Origin of the sequence: Faecalibacterium butyricigenerans (genome assembly GCF_020687345.1) — a bacterium.
GTDB lineage: Bacteria > Bacillota > Clostridia > Oscillospirales > Ruminococcaceae > Faecalibacterium > Faecalibacterium butyricigenerans.
This window is the reverse complement of sequence record NZ_JAJEQL010000001.1, coordinates 26,188-43,581: the sequence shown is the minus strand read 5'-3', so window position 1 is coordinate 43,581 and position 17,394 is coordinate 26,188. Positions and strand designations below refer to the sequence as shown.

The 17,394-nt window shown below is 60.2% G+C and carries 14 protein-coding genes; 11 read left to right on the top strand and 3 right to left on the bottom strand.

Features of this window, described 5'->3' with window-relative positions; translation table 11 throughout:
• Nucleotides 1-79: 79 nt before the first annotated feature.
• Together LKD23_RS00205 and LKD23_RS00200 are read right to left on the bottom strand one after the other, a co-directional pair.
• Nucleotides 80-1,831, bottom strand: a complete 1,752-nt coding sequence (locus tag LKD23_RS00205; protein ID WP_227619797.1) for a vWA domain-containing protein — start codon at nucleotides 1,829-1,831, stop codon at nucleotides 80-82.
• A gap of 12 nt (nucleotides 1,832-1,843) precedes the next feature.
• On the bottom strand, nucleotides 1,844-2,773 hold the full coding sequence (locus LKD23_RS00200; RefSeq protein WP_227619796.1) for an AAA family ATPase: 930 nt from the start codon (nucleotides 2,771-2,773) through the stop codon (nucleotides 1,844-1,846).
• A gap of 197 nt (nucleotides 2,774-2,970) precedes the next feature.
• Between LKD23_RS00200 and LKD23_RS00195 the strand changes: the two genes are divergently transcribed.
• From LKD23_RS00195 to fsa, 6 genes are all read left to right on the top strand, one after another.
• Nucleotides 2,971-3,936 (top strand): hypothetical protein, encoded by a 966-nt coding sequence (locus LKD23_RS00195; protein WP_227619795.1) that lies wholly within the window; start codon nucleotides 2,971-2,973, stop codon nucleotides 3,934-3,936.
• Between the two features lie 241 nt (nucleotides 3,937-4,177).
• Entirely contained in the window at nucleotides 4,178-5,578 is a 1,401-nt protein-coding gene (locus tag LKD23_RS00190) for an alanine/glycine:cation symporter family protein (RefSeq protein ID WP_227619794.1), read from the top strand.
• Nucleotides 5,579-5,794: 216 nt separating this feature from the next.
• The gene (locus LKD23_RS00185) at nucleotides 5,795-6,280 is read left to right on the top strand and encodes a hypothetical protein (RefSeq protein WP_227619793.1); all 486 of its coding nucleotides are present in this window, start codon (nucleotides 5,795-5,797) and stop codon (nucleotides 6,278-6,280) included.
• A 247-nt stretch (nucleotides 6,281-6,527) separates the two neighbouring features.
• The gene (fucO, locus tag LKD23_RS00180) at nucleotides 6,528-7,676 is read left to right on the top strand and encodes a lactaldehyde reductase (RefSeq protein WP_227619792.1); all 1,149 of its coding nucleotides are present in this window, start codon (nucleotides 6,528-6,530) and stop codon (nucleotides 7,674-7,676) included.
• A gap of 292 nt (nucleotides 7,677-7,968) precedes the next feature.
• Nucleotides 7,969-9,255, top strand: coding sequence for a putative ABC transporter permease (locus LKD23_RS00175; RefSeq protein WP_227619791.1), 1,287 nt, complete (start codon nucleotides 7,969-7,971; stop codon nucleotides 9,253-9,255).
• 87 nt (nucleotides 9,256-9,342) lie between these two features.
• The gene (fsa, locus tag LKD23_RS00170; RefSeq protein ID WP_227619790.1) at nucleotides 9,343-10,002 is read left to right on the top strand and encodes a fructose-6-phosphate aldolase; all 660 of its coding nucleotides are present in this window, start codon (nucleotides 9,343-9,345) and stop codon (nucleotides 10,000-10,002) included.
• Between the two features lie 59 nt (nucleotides 10,003-10,061).
• Here the strand turns inward: fsa and hisS are convergent, their stop codons facing one another.
• Entirely contained in the window at nucleotides 10,062-11,294 is a 1,233-nt protein-coding gene (gene hisS, locus LKD23_RS00165) for a histidine--tRNA ligase (protein ID WP_227619789.1), read from the bottom strand.
• A gap of 348 nt (nucleotides 11,295-11,642) precedes the next feature.
• Between hisS and LKD23_RS00160 the strand changes: the two genes are divergently transcribed.
• The 5 genes from LKD23_RS00160 (at nucleotide 11,643) to LKD23_RS00140 (ending at nucleotide 17,212) form a co-directional block, all read left to right on the top strand.
• Nucleotides 11,643-12,854 (top strand): MFS transporter, encoded by a 1,212-nt coding sequence (locus tag LKD23_RS00160; RefSeq protein WP_227619788.1) that lies wholly within the window; start codon nucleotides 11,643-11,645, stop codon nucleotides 12,852-12,854.
• Nucleotides 12,855-13,073: 219 nt separating this feature from the next.
• Nucleotides 13,074-13,775, top strand: coding sequence for an iron-sulfur cluster assembly scaffold protein (locus tag LKD23_RS00155; protein ID WP_227619787.1), 702 nt, complete (start codon nucleotides 13,074-13,076; stop codon nucleotides 13,773-13,775).
• A 17-nt stretch (nucleotides 13,776-13,792) separates the two neighbouring features.
• Complete coding sequence (locus LKD23_RS00150; protein ID WP_227619786.1) at nucleotides 13,793-14,791, top strand: GGGtGRT protein; 999 nt, start codon at nucleotides 13,793-13,795, stop codon at nucleotides 14,789-14,791.
• Between the two features lie 109 nt (nucleotides 14,792-14,900).
• On the top strand, nucleotides 14,901-16,811 hold the full coding sequence (locus tag LKD23_RS00145) for a flavocytochrome c (protein WP_227619785.1): 1,911 nt from the start codon (nucleotides 14,901-14,903) through the stop codon (nucleotides 16,809-16,811).
• Nucleotides 16,808-17,212 (top strand): NusG domain II-containing protein, encoded by a 405-nt coding sequence (locus tag LKD23_RS00140; RefSeq protein ID WP_227619784.1) that lies wholly within the window; start codon nucleotides 16,808-16,810, stop codon nucleotides 17,210-17,212. The genes LKD23_RS00145 and LKD23_RS00140 overlap by 4 nt, the downstream gene beginning before the upstream one ends.
• Nucleotides 17,213-17,394: the final 182 nt, after the last annotated feature.

The window sequence follows — 17,394 nt, the reverse complement described above, 5'->3', positions numbered from 1 at the left end:
CGACAACAAAAATACGGGGCCGCTGGCAGCAGATACAACTGCACAGCGGCCCCGCAGGCTCTCTTTATAAATAAGAAGCTCAGTCGCCCAGCTCCCGGATCTCGTTCTGGATGAGCCGTCCGGCGGCGCGGGCCAGCTGGTCCATCCCCCGGATGCGGGCCATGTTCTTGCCGTAGATGCGGGAGGCATCGGCGGCGCTGGAGTCCTCGCCCATAAAGACGGCGGAGACCCGCAGGCCCTTGCGCTGGAGCGCCCGCACCTCGGCGGCGGCATCCTCCACGCCTGCGCTCCCGCCGTAATCGCGGCCCAGCGGGTCGTTGGGAGAGGGCGGGATGCGGCGGCTGTCGTTGGGGGAGGCGTCGGTCAGGAGGATGAGCAGGTGGCGTGCGGCAGGGCCGGGGTCGAAGTCGATGAGGTCGCCTGCGGCACGCAGAGCCAGACCGTCCCGGTTCCAGCCCGAGGCGAAATACTGGCAGATGCCCTGCAGGCTCTTTTCTTTAAAGCCCTTGAGCACCCGGAGGACGGTGTAGCCTCGCAGGCTGGAAAAGCAACTCACCCGCACCGGGATGCCGCAGGCCGCGAGGCTCTGGGCAAGGATAGACCCCTGCGCCGCGATGACCTCCTGACAGTGGAGGCGGGAGGCCGAGGCGTCCAGCAGGAGATCAACGGTGAAGGAGGGATGATTCTCCTCCTCTGCACAGCGGAACACCCGGCCATCGTCCATGACGGTGCGCCAGACCCGCCCGGGGTCGAGACTGCCGCTGCGGGCCACCCGGGCGTTGGGCTGCTGGTGGACGAGGATGCAGTTGCGGATCTGTTCGGAGAGCCGGAGCACGACGCTGCGGTGAAGCTCAAGGTTTTTCGCGTAATAGGCCCGGTTCCGCTCGGCCTGAAGCTGGGCCTGCTCGGCCAGATGCTTTGCCTCGGGGGTGGGGGCCTGTTCCGGGCTGGGCACGCCGGAGGCGAACCAGAGATGACAGCCCAGATGCTCGCCGGTGCAAAGCTCCTGCTCGGCCTTCCGCAGCCGCTCGGGCGGGTAGAGCGACCGGCCAAAGCAGCTCTCGATGTAGGCCCGGTCCTCCTCGGCGCGCTGGCGCAGGGTGATGTGGGCCAGCCGCTTGTCCGCATGGACACCGCCGCCGGAGGCATCCACCGCGCCGGAGTGCTCCACCGTCACCCGGTCGGTCTTTATCATCTGGGTGGGCATGGTGCGGGTCATGAGGGACGCCAGCAGGCCGTCCAAGTGGAGGTGCAGCCCGGCTTTCTGGTGCACCGTCCCGTCGAACAGCTCGAACCTGGCGTAGACGGCCAGCAGCGCGGCTTTCAGCTCCTCGGGGCGAGGGGGCGTTTCGGGGCTGAGGGCAGCGCTGAGGCTCTTTTCGTAGGGGGTCATGACGGGCGGCGTCCGGCCCTGCACGGCCCGCCAGCGTGCAGCCTGCATGGAGTAGACCAGCTGGTTTTTCGCCATCCACTCCTGCCGCGAGAGCTTGTACTGGATGCCGAAAAAATAGTCCGCGTGGGCGCGGCGGAGGGCCGAAAGCACCGGGCGGCCGGGCAGCTCGAGGGCGTAAGCCGCGCTTTCGAGGTAGAGCCAGCTCAGATCGTCCAGCATGGTCTGCCGGAGGTCGCCCTCCCATGTGTCGAAGAGGCTGCGCACCAGCGCGTCGCCGTAGTATTTGTGCACCAGCCCCACGATGCAGTTCATGTAAAAATCAATGGTGCCGTCGGTGTTGCGGGCAAGGAACAACGGCTCGAAGCCGTAGGCTCCTGCCGCCGCCCACACCTGATTGGCGGCACGCCGCTCTTCGGCGGTGTAGCTCTGCGCTTCCATCGGAATGCTCCTTTAGCCGAAGAGCTTTGCGGCGGTGAGCTGGGCCGGGATGCGGGCGGCGATGGCGTCCCGGATGAGGCCCTGCTCGTAGGAGTCGAAGGCCTTGTTGGTGATGCCCATGTCCAGCGCAGCCCCGGCGGCGACGCCCCGGCGCATCAGGCGCAGAGCGTCCAGCATCCCGCGCAGGTCGAGGGCTTTGGTGGAGATCTCCGCGCTGTCGCACTTTTTCTGCAAGTCGAGGAAGAGGAGGGCAAACTGCCGGACGTATTTGCCGTTCAGGTCGGGGAACTGGGTGCGCAGGAGCTTTTCAAGGTTCTCTTCGGTGATGGTGGGCATCTGGATGACCACGAAACGGGAGGTCAGCGCCTCGTTCAGCTCCCGGGTGCCTGCATAGCCGTAGTTCATGGTGGCGATGAAGCGGGTCTCCTCGGCCAGCGGGATGCGGTCGTAGCCCGGCACATCAATGGCCCGGCGAAAATCCAGCACGGCGTGGAGGACGGCCAGCGCCTCGTTTTTGGCCATATTGATCTCATCCAGCACGCCGAAGCCGCCGCTCTGGGCGCAGCGGTAGACCGGGCCGGGCCGGAACTTTACCTGTCCGCCCTCGAAGGTGTCCATGCCGATGAGGGAGGCTGCATCCATGTTGACGTGGAACGAGATGTCCCACGCGGGACGCCCGAAGGCGGCGGCAAGGTTCTCTGCCAGCACGTTCTTGCCAGTGGCCTTGCCGCCCGCCAGCAGCAGGTTCTCGCCGCAGAGCAGAGCGGCCAGCGCCTGCTCCCACACCTCTCTGCCGTAGTAGACGAAAGCAGGGGCCGGGATGCGGGGACGCAGGGCCTCGGCCAGCGGGTGGGCGGCGCGGTATTCTTCCACAGCCCGCAGCAGGTCGGGGGAGACCCCCTCCTGCCGCAGCGTATCCATCAGACCAGATGTTTCAGACATCAATGACATCTCCTTGCGGTTGGCAGTGCCAAACCGAAATTTCACCCTTATCATAGCACAACCCGTGCGGTTTGTGTAGTATTTTTGCAGTTAAGAACAGCAAAGAAATATTGCAGCCGAAAGTTTGGCTTGACACATCAGGTCTAGGTGCTATACTTAGCTAAAATCGTTGAAGTGTGCGGCTTTGGGAGGAATTTATGATGAAGTGCAAAAAAATCATAGCATCTTTTTTACTGATTGCTATGCTGGTTGCGCCGCTGTCAGCATACGCGGATACTGTATACTCTGATGAAGAGGTGCTGGCGAGAGGAAAACTGTATTATTCTTATCTAGAACAGGTCTTCGGGAATATTGTAAAGGAAAATGAGGGCGCTTCGGAAGTGACCCTGACGGGTGCGGTTGGCTTTTGCAATACAGATTATTTGCAGCAAAGTGAGTTCGATGCAAAGGCTCAGCAGGGAAAAATCAGCGGTCCGACTATCTATGTTGAATATAGAATAGGAAACGAAGAAACCGCCTATTATATAAGTGATTTGCTTCCGGTGGGTTCGCCGACAACGGTTCTGGCGAAGAGTAATTATACGGATGCTGTAGAAGAAATGGCAGATTCAAAGACCAGGGCAGAAATTCTGGGAAATGGTTTTGTGAAAATCGGTGGAGAATACAGGCTTCGCATCGACCTTGCAGATTATGCAGCTCAAGGCTACCCGACAACAAAAACGCAGGTGGAAGCGATTCGAGCTGCAAAGGCGGCGACCATCACGGAATCTCCGGAACGGTATTACGCGAATCTGGAAAAACTTCTGATGACAAGAGGTTCGAATACAGAAATCAATGAAGTAATCGTTTGTGTAAAAGGAATATACACAGATGATGAACTCGCTGCGATCGATTATACCGACACGGATAAGATTCAGTATTGGATGGACTACTATACCATCAACATGAACAACCAAAGACTCCGGGTGAAAAAGGCGTATTCCGTGCTGGGAGACCTGACAGTAATAGGAAATGCAGGAGAATATAACCAGATGGCCCTGATTGCAAATGGCAGGGATGTGGGGTATACGGAAATTGCTCCGGGAATGTACCGCAATGCGGAAGGCTGGACGGTGTTCCGCGTCGATTTGAATGACTACGCAGCAAAGGGTTATGTCTATTGAGCGCAGAGCAATATCATATAAAAATCGGATGCATAAGAATTGCATCCGATTTTTATATGCTGGAATGAAACGAATTCAACAAACTCTCATCCGGGGCACGGAGATTTCACGGTTCGGAGAAATTGACAGAGCGTGTGGAATGAGATAAAATATCTTTCGTTGTGTTAAAATCAGGAAGCCGTTTTCGTAAGCATTGCACACCGCTTACAAAAACAGCTTCCAAAGAAAGGCGTAAACTATCATGCTCGAAACCATCACAGCCGTCAATCAGGCGGTCAACAGCTTCATTTGGGGCATCCCGGCGATGGTCTGCATCATTGGCGTGGGCCTGCTGCTCAGCGTGCGGACCGGCTTTTTGCAGATCCGGAAATTCCCCTATGCCATCCGCACCACCATCGGACGCATCTTCCGCAGGAAGGATGCCTCCGACGGCGCAATGACGCCGTTTCAGGCGGTCTGCACTGCGCTGGCTGCGACCGTCGGCACCGGCAACATCGCCGGCGTGGCGGGCGCGATCGCCATCGGCGGGCCGGGCGCGGTGTTCTGGATGTGGTGCTCGGCTCTGCTGGGGATGTGCACCAAGTTCGCCGAGGTGACGCTGGCGGTGCACTTCCGCGAGCGGAACAAGAACGGTGAGCTTGTGGGCGGCCCCATGTACTATATCAAGAACGGCCTCGGCAGCCGGTGGCAGTTCCTCGCGGTCCTCTACTCCCTGTTCGGCGTGCTGACCGTCTTCGGCACCGGCAACGCCACGCAGGTGAACACCATCGTCACCGCCATCGACTCGGCCCTGCTGGCCACCGGCAGCGGCCTGAACGGCATCCTGCCCACCCTCAACCTCATCGTGGGCATCGTGGTGGCCATGATGGTGGCAATGGTGCTGCTGGGCGGCGTCAAGCGCATCGGCAGCGTCACTGAGAAGCTGGTGCCCTTTATGGCGCTGTTCTACATTGTACTGGCGCTGGGCGTCGTGGCGCTCAACTACCGCCGCTTCCCGGCGGTCCTTGCCTCCATCGTCGGCGGTGCATTCGACCCGCAGGCCGTCACCGGCGGTGCCATCGGCAGCGTCTTTCTCAGTATGCAGAAGGGCGTCTCCCGCGGCATCTTCTCCAACGAGGCCGGCCTCGGCACAGGCTCCATCGCCCACGCCTGCGCCGACACCCACAAGCCGGTCAAGCAGGGAATGTTCGGCATCTTCGAGGTCTTTGCCGATACCATCGTTATCTGCACCCTGACCGCCATGGTCATCCTGTGCAGCGGCGTGCCGGTGGGCTACGGCAGCGCGGCAGGCGCGGAACTGACCATCTCCGGCTTCACGGCCACCTACGGCGGCTGGTCGTCCATCTTCACGGCAGTGGCGCTCTGCTGCTTCGCGTTCTCCACCATCATCGGCTGGGGCCTGTACGGCTCCCGGTGCATCGAGTTCCTGTTCCACACCGACAAGGTGGTCGGGCCGTTCCTCGTGGTCTACTCCTTCGTGTCCATTCTGGGCGCGACAGTGGACCTCGGGCTGCTGTGGAGCATCGCCGACACCTTCAACGGCCTGATGAGCATCCCGAACCTCATCGCCCTGCTTTTGCTCTCCGGCACGGTGGCAAAGCTCACGAAGGAGTTCTTCGCGGGCGAAGGGGCACAGAAATAAAGAGTTACTTAGAGCGGAACACGGCAGATGCATTTTAATGTGCATCTGCCGTGTTTTTTGTATATTGTGATAAAATACGGAGTCTGCCTTTGTGAAACAGGACGAAATATGGCTTTTGAGAGCCGAACAACTTGACAAATGGATACAGGGGGGGGTAGAATCGGAAACAGCAGAAACGCTCTTCTGCAAATTCTCAAAATCTGAGGAGGAAACGATATGAAAATCATGAAAAAATTGATGGCTTTGGCTCTGGCCAGCGCCCTCGCCCTGACCCTGCTCACCGGCTGCGGCGGAGGCGGTGGTGGCGGCTCTATTAAAGTAAATGGCCAGACCGTGACAATCAATAAGTCCCGTGTTCAGGACTTTGAGAATGGCTTTACTGCAAAGATGGAGACATTGGGCTACAAGAGGCTGACTTACAGTGCTGAACTGACCGATGAACTCGAAAAGGATGTAAAACAAGCAGCTAAACAATATAATGATGACAGCTATATTGCTCTGGCATGGAGAATCTATGAGGGCGACCCGAACTGGGGCGAAATCGTTCAAGATGTCACTGGTAAGTTAAAAGAGGTGGCTGACAAGAATCGTGTGGACTATTCTGATCGAAGCTATGGCTATCTTGTAATAACGAACGAGGATACCGGTGCACATGAGTTGATGGTCGTGATTTCCAACGAAGAAACACGGGCAGTTGTCTAAACGTCGAAGAATTTAAAAATCGAATACATACAGAAGTCGCCCTCCGGAATCACACCGGAGGGCGCTTTTTGCGGTCTGCAAGCTTGGGACTTTGTTCACTTTTCCTGCAAAAATGCAAAAAAGTATAAAAATTTCATGAAAATCATAAGAAATGACATTGAAAATGTTTTAACAAAGTGGTAAAGTAGAAGCAAAGAGAGTCGTGCCTGCCGCCCGGCGGGACGCAAAATTGGGAGGTTTATTACCAATGGCTGATCGTATCGTTCTGAACACCATTTCCTACCATGGCCACGGTGCCATCGAGAACATCGTGCCCGAGCTGACAGCCCGCGGCTACAAGAAGGCTTTCGTCTGCTCCGACCCCGACCTCATCAAGTTCGGCGTCACCAAGAAGGTCACGGACCTGCTGGATGCTGCAAACTTCGCCTACGCCGTCTACAGCGAGATCAAGCCCAACCCCACCATCGCCAATGTGCAGGACGGCGTGGCCGCCTTCAAGGCCGCTGAGGCAGACTGCATCGTGACCATCGGCGGCGGTTCTTCGATGGACACCGCAAAGGCCATCGGCATCATCATCAACAACCCCGAGTTCGCTGATGTCCGCTCTCTGGAGGGCGTTGCTCCCACCAAGAAGCACGCGGTCTTCACCATCGCAGTGCCCACCACTGCCGGTACCGCAGCTGAAGTCACCATCAACTACGTCATCACCGACGTGGAGAAGAAGCGCAAGTTCGTCTGCGTCGATACCAACGATATTCCGGAGATCGCCGTCGTCGATCCCGATATGATGTCCTCTATGCCCAAGGGCCTGACCGCCGCCACCGGTATGGACGCTCTGACCCACGCCATCGAGGGCTACATCACCAAGGGCCACTGCGTCATCTCCGATATGTTCCATCTCGAGGCCATCAAGCTCATCAGCGAGAACCTGCGCGGCGCTGTCCAGAACACCCCCGAGGGCCGCGAGGGCATGGCGCTGGGCCAGTACATCGCCGGTATGGGCTTCTCCAACGTGGGTCTGGGCATCGTCCACTCCATGGCACACGGTCTGTCCGCTCTGTACGACACCCCCCACGGCGTGGCCTGCGCTATCCTGCTGCCCGTCGGTCTGGAGTACAACAAGACCGTCGCCGGTGAGCGTTACCGCGCCGTCGGTAAGGCGATGGGCGTTGTGGGCATCGACGAGATGAACGACGCCGAGGCAGCAGATGCCACCATCGCCGCCGTCAAGCAGCTGTCTGCGGATGTGGGCATCCCCGCAAATCTCCACGGCATCCTGAAGGAGGAGGACATCCAGTTCCTCGCCGAGTCCGCTTATGCCGACGCCTGCCGTCCCGGCAACCCCCGCGACACCAGCGTGGAGGAGATCATGGAGCTGTACAAGAGCCAGCTGTAAGCTGCGCCTGAGCGCTTTACCCTTATAAAATATAGGCCGCTGCTAAGTACAACCTCTCAGTCTCGCTGTCGCTCGACAGCTCCCCTTGTAGGGGAGCCTCTGGCGAAGAGATGAGGCTTTCCGCCCTGCCAAGGCCTCCCCTCGATAGGGGAGGTGGCTGCGCCAAAGGCGCAGACGGAGAGGTTGTCTTTCGGCGGCCTTTTTGCGTGAAAATTCTGCCTTCCTCTTGCGCGGGAAGCAAAAACTGCGTACAATATCCCTGTAACCATTCATATGGGAAAGGAAACACGCAATGGAGCTGAATTTTTATACCCTCTGTGTCATTTATCTGGTCTATTCATTCCTCGGCTGGGTGGCCGAAACGGTGGCAGCGACGGTGAAAGGACGTGCCTTCGTCAACCGTGGCGTGGCGTCCGGCCCATTCTGCTTCGTCTACGGCACGGCGGCTGTGCTGATGGCCGTGGGCTTCGCCGACCTTCGTTCGGCCCCGCTGGCCCTCTTTCTCGGCTGTGCGGCGGACGCCACCGTGGTGGAGTGGGTGACGGCCAAGCTGCTGGAGCGGGTGCACCGCCGCCGCTGGTGGGACTACTCGGACAAGAAGTTCAATCTGGACGGCTATGTCTGCCTGCAATATTCGGTGCTCTGGGGTCTGCTGGGCATGGCCAGCGTCCTATGGGGCAACGGCCTGCTGCTGCGCCTCTGCGCCCTTCTGCCGGGATGGCTGCTGCATGTGGGCGTCTGGGTCATGATGACGATCGCTGTCCTCGACCAGCTGGGTACGGCGCTGGCCGTCAACCAGTACGCCGCCAGCCACCCGAAGTTGGAACAGTTCAACCTTGAGCTGGAAAAGCACTCGGACAAGCTGCGCCAGCGGCTCATCGCCCATGTGGAAAAGCGTATCCAGAAGGCCTATCCGACTGCTGTCCGGCCCGAGCCGACGGTGCAGGCCGAGAAGGCTCTGAGCTTCGGCGACCTCGTCTGGCTCTTCGTCATCGGCGCGTTCCTCGGCGATGTGGTGGAGACGCTCTTCTGCCGGGTGACGGCGGGGGTCTGGATGAGCCGCTCGAGCCTTGTGTGGGGCCCCTTCAGCGTGGTGTGGGGGCTGGCGCTGGTCATGGCGGCTGTCCTGCTGCGGGGCAGCGAGGAGCGGAGCGACCGCTCCATCTTCCTCTTCGGCTTTGTGCTGGGCGGCGTGTATGAGTATCTTTGCAGCGCTGTGGGCGAGCTGCTCTTCGGCGTCATCTTCTGGGATTACAGCGGCTTCAAGTTCAATCTGGGGGGCCGTGTCAACCTGCTCTACTGCTTTTTCTGGGGCATCGCGGCGGTGGTCTGGATCCGGTACGGCTACCCCCTCATCGCAAAGCTGATGGCAAAGCTCAAAAAGCACATCCTGCCGTGGATGACGGTGGTGCTGACGGTGTTCATGGCCGTGAACATGGGGCTTTCCGGTCTGGCGCTGGCCCGCTACGACGCCCGCACCAGCGGTCTCGCCCCGGCAAACCGGCTGGACGTCTTCCTCGACGAGCACTTCGACAATGCCCGGATGGAGCGGGTATACCCCAACGCAAAAAAGACGTAAAATTTGCAGGGGACTCTTTTCTCTCTGCCGGAAGTGTAGTAAAATAAGGGCAGAAATGTTCTCACGAAGAACGAAGGGAGGACCTGTATGAAATTCTTTATCGATACCGCAAATGTGGACGAGATCCGCAAGGCCAATGATATGGGCGTCATTTCGGGCGTCACCACCAACCCCAGCCTCATCGCAAAGGAGCACAAGGACTACGCCAAGACGCTGGCGGAGATCGCCTCCATCGTGGACGGCCCCATCTCCGGTGAGGTGAAGGCCACCACCACCGACGCGGAGACGATGGTGAAGGAGGGAGAGGCCATCTATGCCCTCGACCCCAAGCACATGGTCGTCAAGATCCCCATGACCGTGGAGGGCCTCAAGGCCATCAAGGCCCTGAGCGCCAAGGGCATCCCCACCAATTGCACCCTTATCTTCTCGGCCAATCAGGCCCTGCTGGCCGCACGGGCCGGCGCGGCCTACGTCAGCCCCTTCCTTGGCCGTCTTGACGACATCAGCCAGCCGGGCATCGACCTTGTCCGCACCATCAGCGAGATCTTCGCCAACTACCCGGACATCCATACGCAGATCATTGCGGCCTCTGTCCGCAACCCCATCCATATTACCGAGTGTGCGCTGGCCGGTGCGGACATCGCCACCGTGCCCTACAAGGTCATCGAGCAGATGACCAGGCACCCCCTCACCGATCAGGGCATCGAGAAGTTCAAGGCGGACTATACCGCCGTCTTCGGCGCATAAGAGCAAAACAAAAAAGCGGCAGACCGTCGGGCCTGCCGCTTTTGCTGTATCCGGGATGATCAGAAGATCTTCACTTCGTCCTTGTCCATAAAGGCGGCACCCGCAAAGCCGGCTGCCTCCAGCTGGCCCAGCTGCTTGCCGAGCTTCTTGCCCTGCGGCAGGACGGTGACGTTGTACGTCTCGCGGAGGGCGGCGGCCCGGCTCAGGACGGCGGTGAAGTCGGCGTCCCTGCCGTAGAGCAGGGCGATCTTCTGCTTTGCGCCGGGGATCTGGTAGCCCTGCTCGAGCAGGATGCCGCAGACCCGCTCGAAGCCGATGGAGAAGCCGACGGCGGGCACCTGCGTGCCAAGGAACTTGCCCACCATGTTGTCGTAGCGTCCGCCGCCGGCGACTGCGCCGCTGAACTGTGGGCAGGTGATCTCGAAGACCATGCCGGTGTAGTAGCCCTGACCGCGCACGAGGCTGGGGCAGTAGGCCACCTGATAGCGGCCTGCGGCCATGGCGTTGGCGGTGGCGAGGACATACTTCAGGTCGTCGGCGATGGCGGGGTCGGCGCAGCGGGAGGCCACGGCGTCCAGCGTCACCTCACCGGCGGCGATGAAGTCGGCCAGTGCGTTGACAGCGCTCTCGGGCAGCTGCTTTTCCAGCAGTTCGGCCTTGACGCCGTCGGCACCGATCTTATCCATCTTGTCGAAGGTGATGCAGACGGAGTCCAGCGTGTCGGCGGCAAAGCCCATGCTCTCCAGCATCCCGCGGAGGATGCGGCGGTCGTTGATGTTGACGGTGAAGCCGTCGAAGCCGATGCCCAGCAGGGCGCGGGTGGTCACGTCGATCAGCTCGACCTCGGCGTTGGGGCTTTCGTCGCCCAGAATGTCGATGTCGCACTGGACGAACTCACGCAGGCGGCCCTTCTGGGGGCGCTCGGCGCGGAAGACGCGGTCGGTCTGGATGACCTTGAAGGGGTGGGGGAGCTTGTCCTTGTTGGCGGCGTAGAAGCGGCTCAGGGGCAGGGTCAGGTCATAGCGCAGGCCCATATCCGAAAGCTCTTTCGGGTCGCCGGAGTTCAGGGCAGCGGTGAGCTTGTCGCCCCGCTTGAGCACCTTGAAGATGAGGTTCAGGTTGTCGCCGCCGTCGGACTTGTCGAGGTTCTCCATATCCTCCAGCATGGGGGTGGAGATGCGCTCGAAGCCGGATGCGCGGTAAGTCTCGAGGATCTTGCCCTGAATGTAGTCGCGCAGGGTCTGCTCGTTGGGCAGAAGGTCACGCATCCCTTTTAAGGCCTGAGTTTTCATAGTGTATGTCCTCTCTTTATAGCCCTCTCAGTCGCTGACGCGACAGCTCCCCCAAAGGGGGAGCCACTGGCGTGTCGGCAAGGCCTGCGCGGGACGCACAAGCTTACTTGAACCAGAAACGGGAGTGCCCTGCGGTCAGGACACACGACAGCGCAACATGAGAGATGATTTTTATCGCAAGTCAAGAAATTAGTGCAACAGTCAAACAGCATATTTGCGATATGCAATTCAACGCTGTTGCTGTTGCATTAAAAAGTTGAATTGCTATATAATACCCTTCTAATTATAAAGAATACTGTCTTTTTGTCAATCAAAAAGGACACACTATTCTTTGAGGTGATGCAAAGAATGCAGAAAACAAGACCTTGGGCCATCCTGGCGGCAGGGGCGGCGATACAGGTGCTGACCGGCCTGCCCGCTGCGTGGGGCGTGTTCCAGAAGCCGGTCATGGAGGAATACGGACTCAGTGAGCAGGGGGCGGGCTATGCGTTCGGGGTGCTCATCGCGGCCTTCGGCGTCGGATGCGTCATCGGGGGATTTTTGCAGGACAAGCGGGGGCCTCGCTTTGCGGCCCTCTGGGGGACGGGGCTGCTCTGCGGCGGATTCTTTGGGGCGGCGGCCCTCCCGGCCGGGAAGGGGAGCTTCTTTTTTGGGGTGTTCAGCATCCCGGCGGGCCTCGGCACTGCCTTCCTCTATCCGTCCATCCAGTCCTGCGCCCAGAAGTGGTATCGGGGGCGGAAGGGCCTTGCCACCGGCGTCATCGGGGGCGCGGTGGGCCTGAGCGGCGCCTTCCTCACCGTCTTCGTCCGCACGGCGCTGCGGGGCTTCGGGCCGGTGCAGGGGATACGAGGGGCCTTCTGGGCGCTGGGGGCGCTGACCCTTCCGGTCTGCCTTGCGGGGAGCGCTCTCCTCACCGACCCTCCGCCGGAAAAGCCCCGGCCCGGCGGGCAGGGAAAGGGGGACGCCGCACCATCCCTCGACCTCTCGCCCCGGCAGATGCTGGGCACACACCAGTACTGGCTCTGCGCCGGAGCGGTCTGCTTTTCCACCCCGGCGGTGCTGCTGTTCAGCCCCATCATCCTGAAGCTGGGCATGGAGCGGGGGCTGGACGAGAGCGCCGCCCTCTGGGCCGTGGTGCTGGGCAGCGTGGGCAGCGCGGCCGGGCGGCTGCTGATGCCCCTGCTCAGCGACAAAATTGGTCGGCGGCCGACCGACCTCATCCTCTTCAGCGCGTCGCTGGGGCTTTCGGTGGTGTTCTGGTCAGCCCGTGGATGGGCCGTCGTAGGGGTGTACGCAGGGCTGACCTTCTGCTACTCGGCGCTGGCGGCAGTGCTGCCCGCCCTCTCCACCGACCTGTTCGGCCTGCCCCACGCCGGAGTGAACTATGGCTTTCTGGCGCTGGGACAGAGCGTGGGAAGCCTTTTGTTCCCGTTTATCGCCAATTTCTGGGGCTTCGGGCCGGGGAGGCACGTCCTCGCCATCGCGGGTGCGGCGGCAGGCTTTGCCTGTATCTGGGCCGTCACGCCGGTGCAGCCAGAGCGCCCGAAGAAGCCGAACTGAGAAACGCTCTTTCGAGGAAAAACGAAAATAACAAAAAGATTGCGAAAAATTTGTCAGAAATAGCTTGCAAATTGCGCCGTCGTCCTCTATAATAAAACTGTGCGTGGTAGTACCGGGAGGAGCGCTGAAAAGAGAGCGGCGCAGCCCGGTCAATGCAAGGCGGCAGGGGAGAGAAGCCCCGGCCGTGTGACATCAATTTGTCAAAAGGAGAGTATGATTATGACCTATTCGCAGCAAGTACAGAATATGTGCCCGATCACCAAAGGTCCTAAGCATGGTCCGGCTCCCATCCCCGAGGAGGGCGCATGGGTCAAGGCCTATGAGATCAAGGACATCAGCGGCTACACCCACGGTGTGGGCTGGTGTGCACCTCAGCAGGGCACCTGCAAGCTGTCTCTGAACATCAAGAACGGCGTCATCGAGGAAGCTCTGGTGGAGACCATCGGCTGCTCCGGCATGACCCACTCCGCTGCTATGGCAGGCGAGATCCTGCCCGGCAAGACCATTCTGGAAGCTCTGAACACCGACCTCGTCTGCGACGCCATCAACGTGGCAATGCGCGAGCTGTTCCTCCAGATCGTCTACGGCCGCAGCCAGACCGCTTTCTCTGAGGACGGTCTGCCCATCGGCGCAGGTCTGGACGACCTGGGCAAGGGCCTGCGCTCTATGACCGGCACCATCTTCTCCACCAAGGAGAAGGGCGTCCGCTATCTGGAGCTGACCGAGGGCTATATCAATAAGCTGGCTCTCGATTCCAACGATGAGGTCATCGGCTATCAGTTCGTCAAGCTGGGCAAGATGATGGAGGACATCCGTCACGGCAAGACCCCCAACGAGGCTTACGAGAAGAACGTGGGTACCTACGGCCGCTTCAGCAAGGATCAGGGCGCTGTCAAGTACATCGACCCGCGTGAGGAATAAGAGAGGAGGAACAACTCATGGCAACTTTTGAATCTATGGATCGCCGCATGCCGAAGATCGAGGCATGCCTGAAGGCCAACGGCCTCGAGTCTCTGGACGCCTGCAACGAGATGCTCCTCGCTAAGGGCATCGACTGCGACAAGATCGTCCGCGGTGTGCAGCCCATCTGCTTTGATAACGCTGTCTGGGCCTACACTCTGGGCACCGCCATCGCTGTCAAGCGCGGCCTGACCGATGCTGCCGAGTGCGCAGCCGCCATCGGCGAAGGTCTGGAAGCTTTCACTATCCCCGGCTCTGTCGCTGAGCAGCGTCAGGTCGGTCTGGGCCACGGCAATCTGGGCGCTCGTCTGCTGAGCGAGGACACCACCTGCTTCGCTTTCCTCGCAGGCCACGAGTCCTTCGCCGCTGCTGAGGGTGCCATCGGCATCGCCCGCACCGCAAACAAGGTCCGCAAGACCCCCCTGCGCGTCATCCTGAACGGTCTGGGCAAGGATGCCGCTTACATCATCTCCCGCATCAACGGCTTCACCTATGTGCAGACCGAGTACGACATCCCCACCCAGACCCTGAAGGTCGTCAAGGAGATCCCCTTCTCCGAGGGTGAGCGCGCAGCCGTCAAGTGCTACGGCGCAAACGATGTCATGGAGGGCGTTGCCATCATGAAGAAGGAGGACGTCCAGTGCTCCATCACCGGCAACTCCACCAACCCCGTCCGCTTCCAGCATCTGGTCGCCGGCACCTATAAAAAGTGGGCCAACGAGAACGGCAAGAAGTACTTCTCCGTCGCTTCTGGCGGCGGCACGGGCCGTACCCTGCACCCCGATAACGTCGCAGCCGGCCCCGCCAGCTACGGCCTGACCGACTCGCTGGGCCGCGTCCACGGCGATGCTCAGTTCGCAGGTTCTTCTTCTGTGCCTGCACACGTCGAGATGATGGGCCTCATCGGCATGGGCAACAACCCGATGGTCGGCGCTACCGTCGCCTGCGCTGTCGCTGCTGCACAGGCCAACGCCTGAACCACTTTCTAAGTTCGGCAGAGGGGGCTGCTTGTAAAAGGGCAGCCCCCTTTTTATGCTGATATATGTTCACACCAACAAACCACGAAGCAAACAAGGAAGGAAAAACATGAAGAAAGCTCAGATCAAGAAGAGCGTGTCTGCACTGGCGATGGCGGCTGTCATCGCAGTCAGCCTGTTCGGCTATGGCTGCGGCACGAAGTCTACCTCCGCAGGGGTGTCCGGCGATTTCACCGGCACTGCCAAGGGCATGGGCGGCGACGTTACCGTTACCCTGACGCTGGAAGACGGCAAGATCACCGACTGCATCGCTGAGGGCAAGGATGAGACCCCCGGCATCGGTACGCTGGCACTGGAGCAGCTGCCCGCTCAGATCGCTGAGACCGGCAGCATCGCCGTGGACGGCGTGTCCACCGCGACCATCACCTCTGACGCCATCAAGGAGGCAGCAGCCGCTGCTCTGACTGCCGCCGGCCTGAATGCTGACGACTATAAGATCGAGGTCAAGGCCGACGAGACCAAGGCCGAGGACTCCACCGTTGACGCTGACGTTGTCATCGTGGGTGCAGGCGGCGCAGGCATGACCGCTGCCATCACCGCTGCCGGGGAGGGCAAGAGCGTCGTCATCCTCGAGAGCCAGCCTATGGTGGGCGGCAACTCTGTGCGCGCTACCGGCGGCATGAACGCCGGCAAGACGGTGTATCAGGATGAGAACGAGTTCGGCGAGTCTGCCGGTGTCGAGAAGACCCTGAAGACCGCTGCTGAAAAGTATGCTGACAACGAGACCATCACCGCTCTGGCAAAGACCGTCTCCGAGCAGTGGGCTGCCTATCAGGCCAACCCCACCGGCTACTTCGACTCGGTCGAGCTGATGGAGCTGGATACCATGATCGGCGGCAAGGGCATCAACGACCCTGCTCTGGTCGAGACTCTGTGTGCAAACTCTGCTGACGCCATCGACTGGCTGGACGAGCACGGCATCACCCTGCACAACGTCTCCAGCTTCGGCGGCGCCTCCGTCAAGCGCATCCATCGCCCTGTGAACGACGAGGGCAAGGTCGTCTCCGTCGGTTCCTACATGATCCCCCTGCTGGAGGAGAACTGCAAGAAGGCTGGCGTTCAGATCCTGCTGAACACCACCGCCAACGAGATCCTGACCGATGCCAACGGCGCTGCCGTGGGCGTCAAGGCCACCGGTTCTACCGGCGAGACCGTCACCATCAACGCCAAGGCTGTGGTGCTGACCACCGGCGGCTTCGGCGCAAACCTCGATATGGTCGTCAAGTACAAGCCTGAGCTGAAGGGCTTCATGACCACCAACGCCGCTGGCATCCAGGGTCAGGGCATCGAGATGGCAGAGGCCATCGGCGCTGCTACCGTGGACATGGACCAGATCCAGATCCACCCCACCGTTGAGGCCAACACCGCTGCCCTCATCACCGAGGGTCTGCGCGGCGACGGCGCGGTCCTCATCAACGCCGAGGGCAAGCGCTTCATCGACGAGGTCGGCACCCGCGACGTCGTCTCTGCTGCTGAGATCGCTCAGACTGGCAGCTACAGCTGGCTGGTCGTCGATCAGGCGATGGCCGACAACTCCAGCGTCATTCAGGGCTACATCAAGAAGGGCTACACCGTCACCGGTGCTACCTACGAGGAGCTGGGCAAGGCCATGGGCGTCGATGAGGCTGCTCTCGCTGAGACCATGAACAACTGGAACGGCTATGTGGAGGCAAAGAACGACCCCGACTTTGGCCGTACCAGCTTCGCCAACCCCCTGAACACCGCTCCCTACTATGCCATCAAGGTCACTGCAGGCGTCCACCACACCATGGGCGGTCTGAAGATCAACCCCAACACCGAGGTGCTGAACGAGAACGGCGAGGTCATCCCGGGCCTGTTCGCAGCCGGTGAGGTGACTGGCGGCGTCCACGGTGCAAACCGTCTGGGCGGCAACGCTGTGGCCGACTTTACCGTCTTTGGCCGCATCGCCGGTGCTGCTGCCAGCGACTACGCTGCATGAGCATCCGCAAGCAGCCTGAACCGGCCAAAGGCGGAAAGCGCCTGAGCTGGAAGGCGAACCTCCTCTTCGCCGCCGTCGTTTTGACGGCCGCAGCCCTGCTGTTCTGGCTGCTGCGTCCCCGCAGCAAGGCCGAACCGCTGGAAGCAGTCGTGGATTTCGGCGACGGCATCACCGAGGTGCTGCCACTGGACAAGGACTACGATTACCTGTACGAGGTGGGCGGCTATGTCGTCCATCTACAGGTGAAAGACGGCGCGGTTGCGTTTCAGGACAGCCAGTGTCCGGACCATGTCTGTGAGCAGTTTGGCTGGCTGAGCGAGGAGGGCGCATGGGCGGCTTGTGTCCCTGCCGGGGTGTATGTGAAGCTGGCCCCGCAGAGCGAGGCCGACACAGCATCCTGACCGGTCAAAAGGAATGAAGACACCCGCAAGACTCTGCAAAGAGCCTTGCAGGTGTCTTTTTTTGCGCAAAAATGACCGGATATTTTGTAAATAATGGGTGAAATGAAATTTGGACGCTTGTGTATTTCGGCAAAATGCGATACACTACCAATAACAGATTTTTTGTGCAAAGGGGATCGTAT

Excerpts from the sequence above, each read along its gene's own strand:
- LKD23_RS00205 (WP_227619797.1), bottom strand. The coding sequence starts at position 1,831 with ATGGAAGCGCAGAGCTACACCGCCGAAGAGCGGCGTGCCGCCAATCAG.
- LKD23_RS00200 (WP_227619796.1), bottom strand. The coding sequence starts at position 2,773 with ATGTCTGAAACATCTGGTCTGATGGATACGCTGCGGCAGGAGGGGGTC.
- LKD23_RS00195 (WP_227619795.1), top strand. The coding sequence starts at position 2,971 with ATGATGAAGTGCAAAAAAATCATAGCATCTTTTTTACTGATTGCTATG.
- LKD23_RS00190 (WP_227619794.1), top strand. The coding sequence starts at position 4,178 with ATGCTCGAAACCATCACAGCCGTCAATCAGGCGGTCAACAGCTTCATT.
- LKD23_RS00185 (WP_227619793.1), top strand. The coding sequence starts at position 5,795 with ATGAAAATCATGAAAAAATTGATGGCTTTGGCTCTGGCCAGCGCCCTC.
- fucO (WP_227619792.1), top strand. The coding sequence starts at position 6,528 with ATGGCTGATCGTATCGTTCTGAACACCATTTCCTACCATGGCCACGGT.
- LKD23_RS00175 (WP_227619791.1), top strand. The coding sequence starts at position 7,969 with ATGGAGCTGAATTTTTATACCCTCTGTGTCATTTATCTGGTCTATTCA.
- fsa (WP_227619790.1), top strand. The coding sequence starts at position 9,343 with ATGAAATTCTTTATCGATACCGCAAATGTGGACGAGATCCGCAAGGCC.
- hisS (WP_227619789.1), bottom strand. The coding sequence starts at position 11,294 with ATGAAAACTCAGGCCTTAAAAGGGATGCGTGACCTTCTGCCCAACGAG.
- LKD23_RS00160 (WP_227619788.1), top strand. The coding sequence starts at position 11,643 with ATGCAGAAAACAAGACCTTGGGCCATCCTGGCGGCAGGGGCGGCGATA.
- LKD23_RS00155 (WP_227619787.1), top strand. The coding sequence starts at position 13,074 with ATGACCTATTCGCAGCAAGTACAGAATATGTGCCCGATCACCAAAGGT.
- LKD23_RS00150 (WP_227619786.1), top strand. The coding sequence starts at position 13,793 with ATGGCAACTTTTGAATCTATGGATCGCCGCATGCCGAAGATCGAGGCA.
- LKD23_RS00145 (WP_227619785.1), top strand. The coding sequence starts at position 14,901 with ATGAAGAAAGCTCAGATCAAGAAGAGCGTGTCTGCACTGGCGATGGCG.
- LKD23_RS00140 (WP_227619784.1), top strand. The coding sequence starts at position 16,808 with ATGAGCATCCGCAAGCAGCCTGAACCGGCCAAAGGCGGAAAGCGCCTG.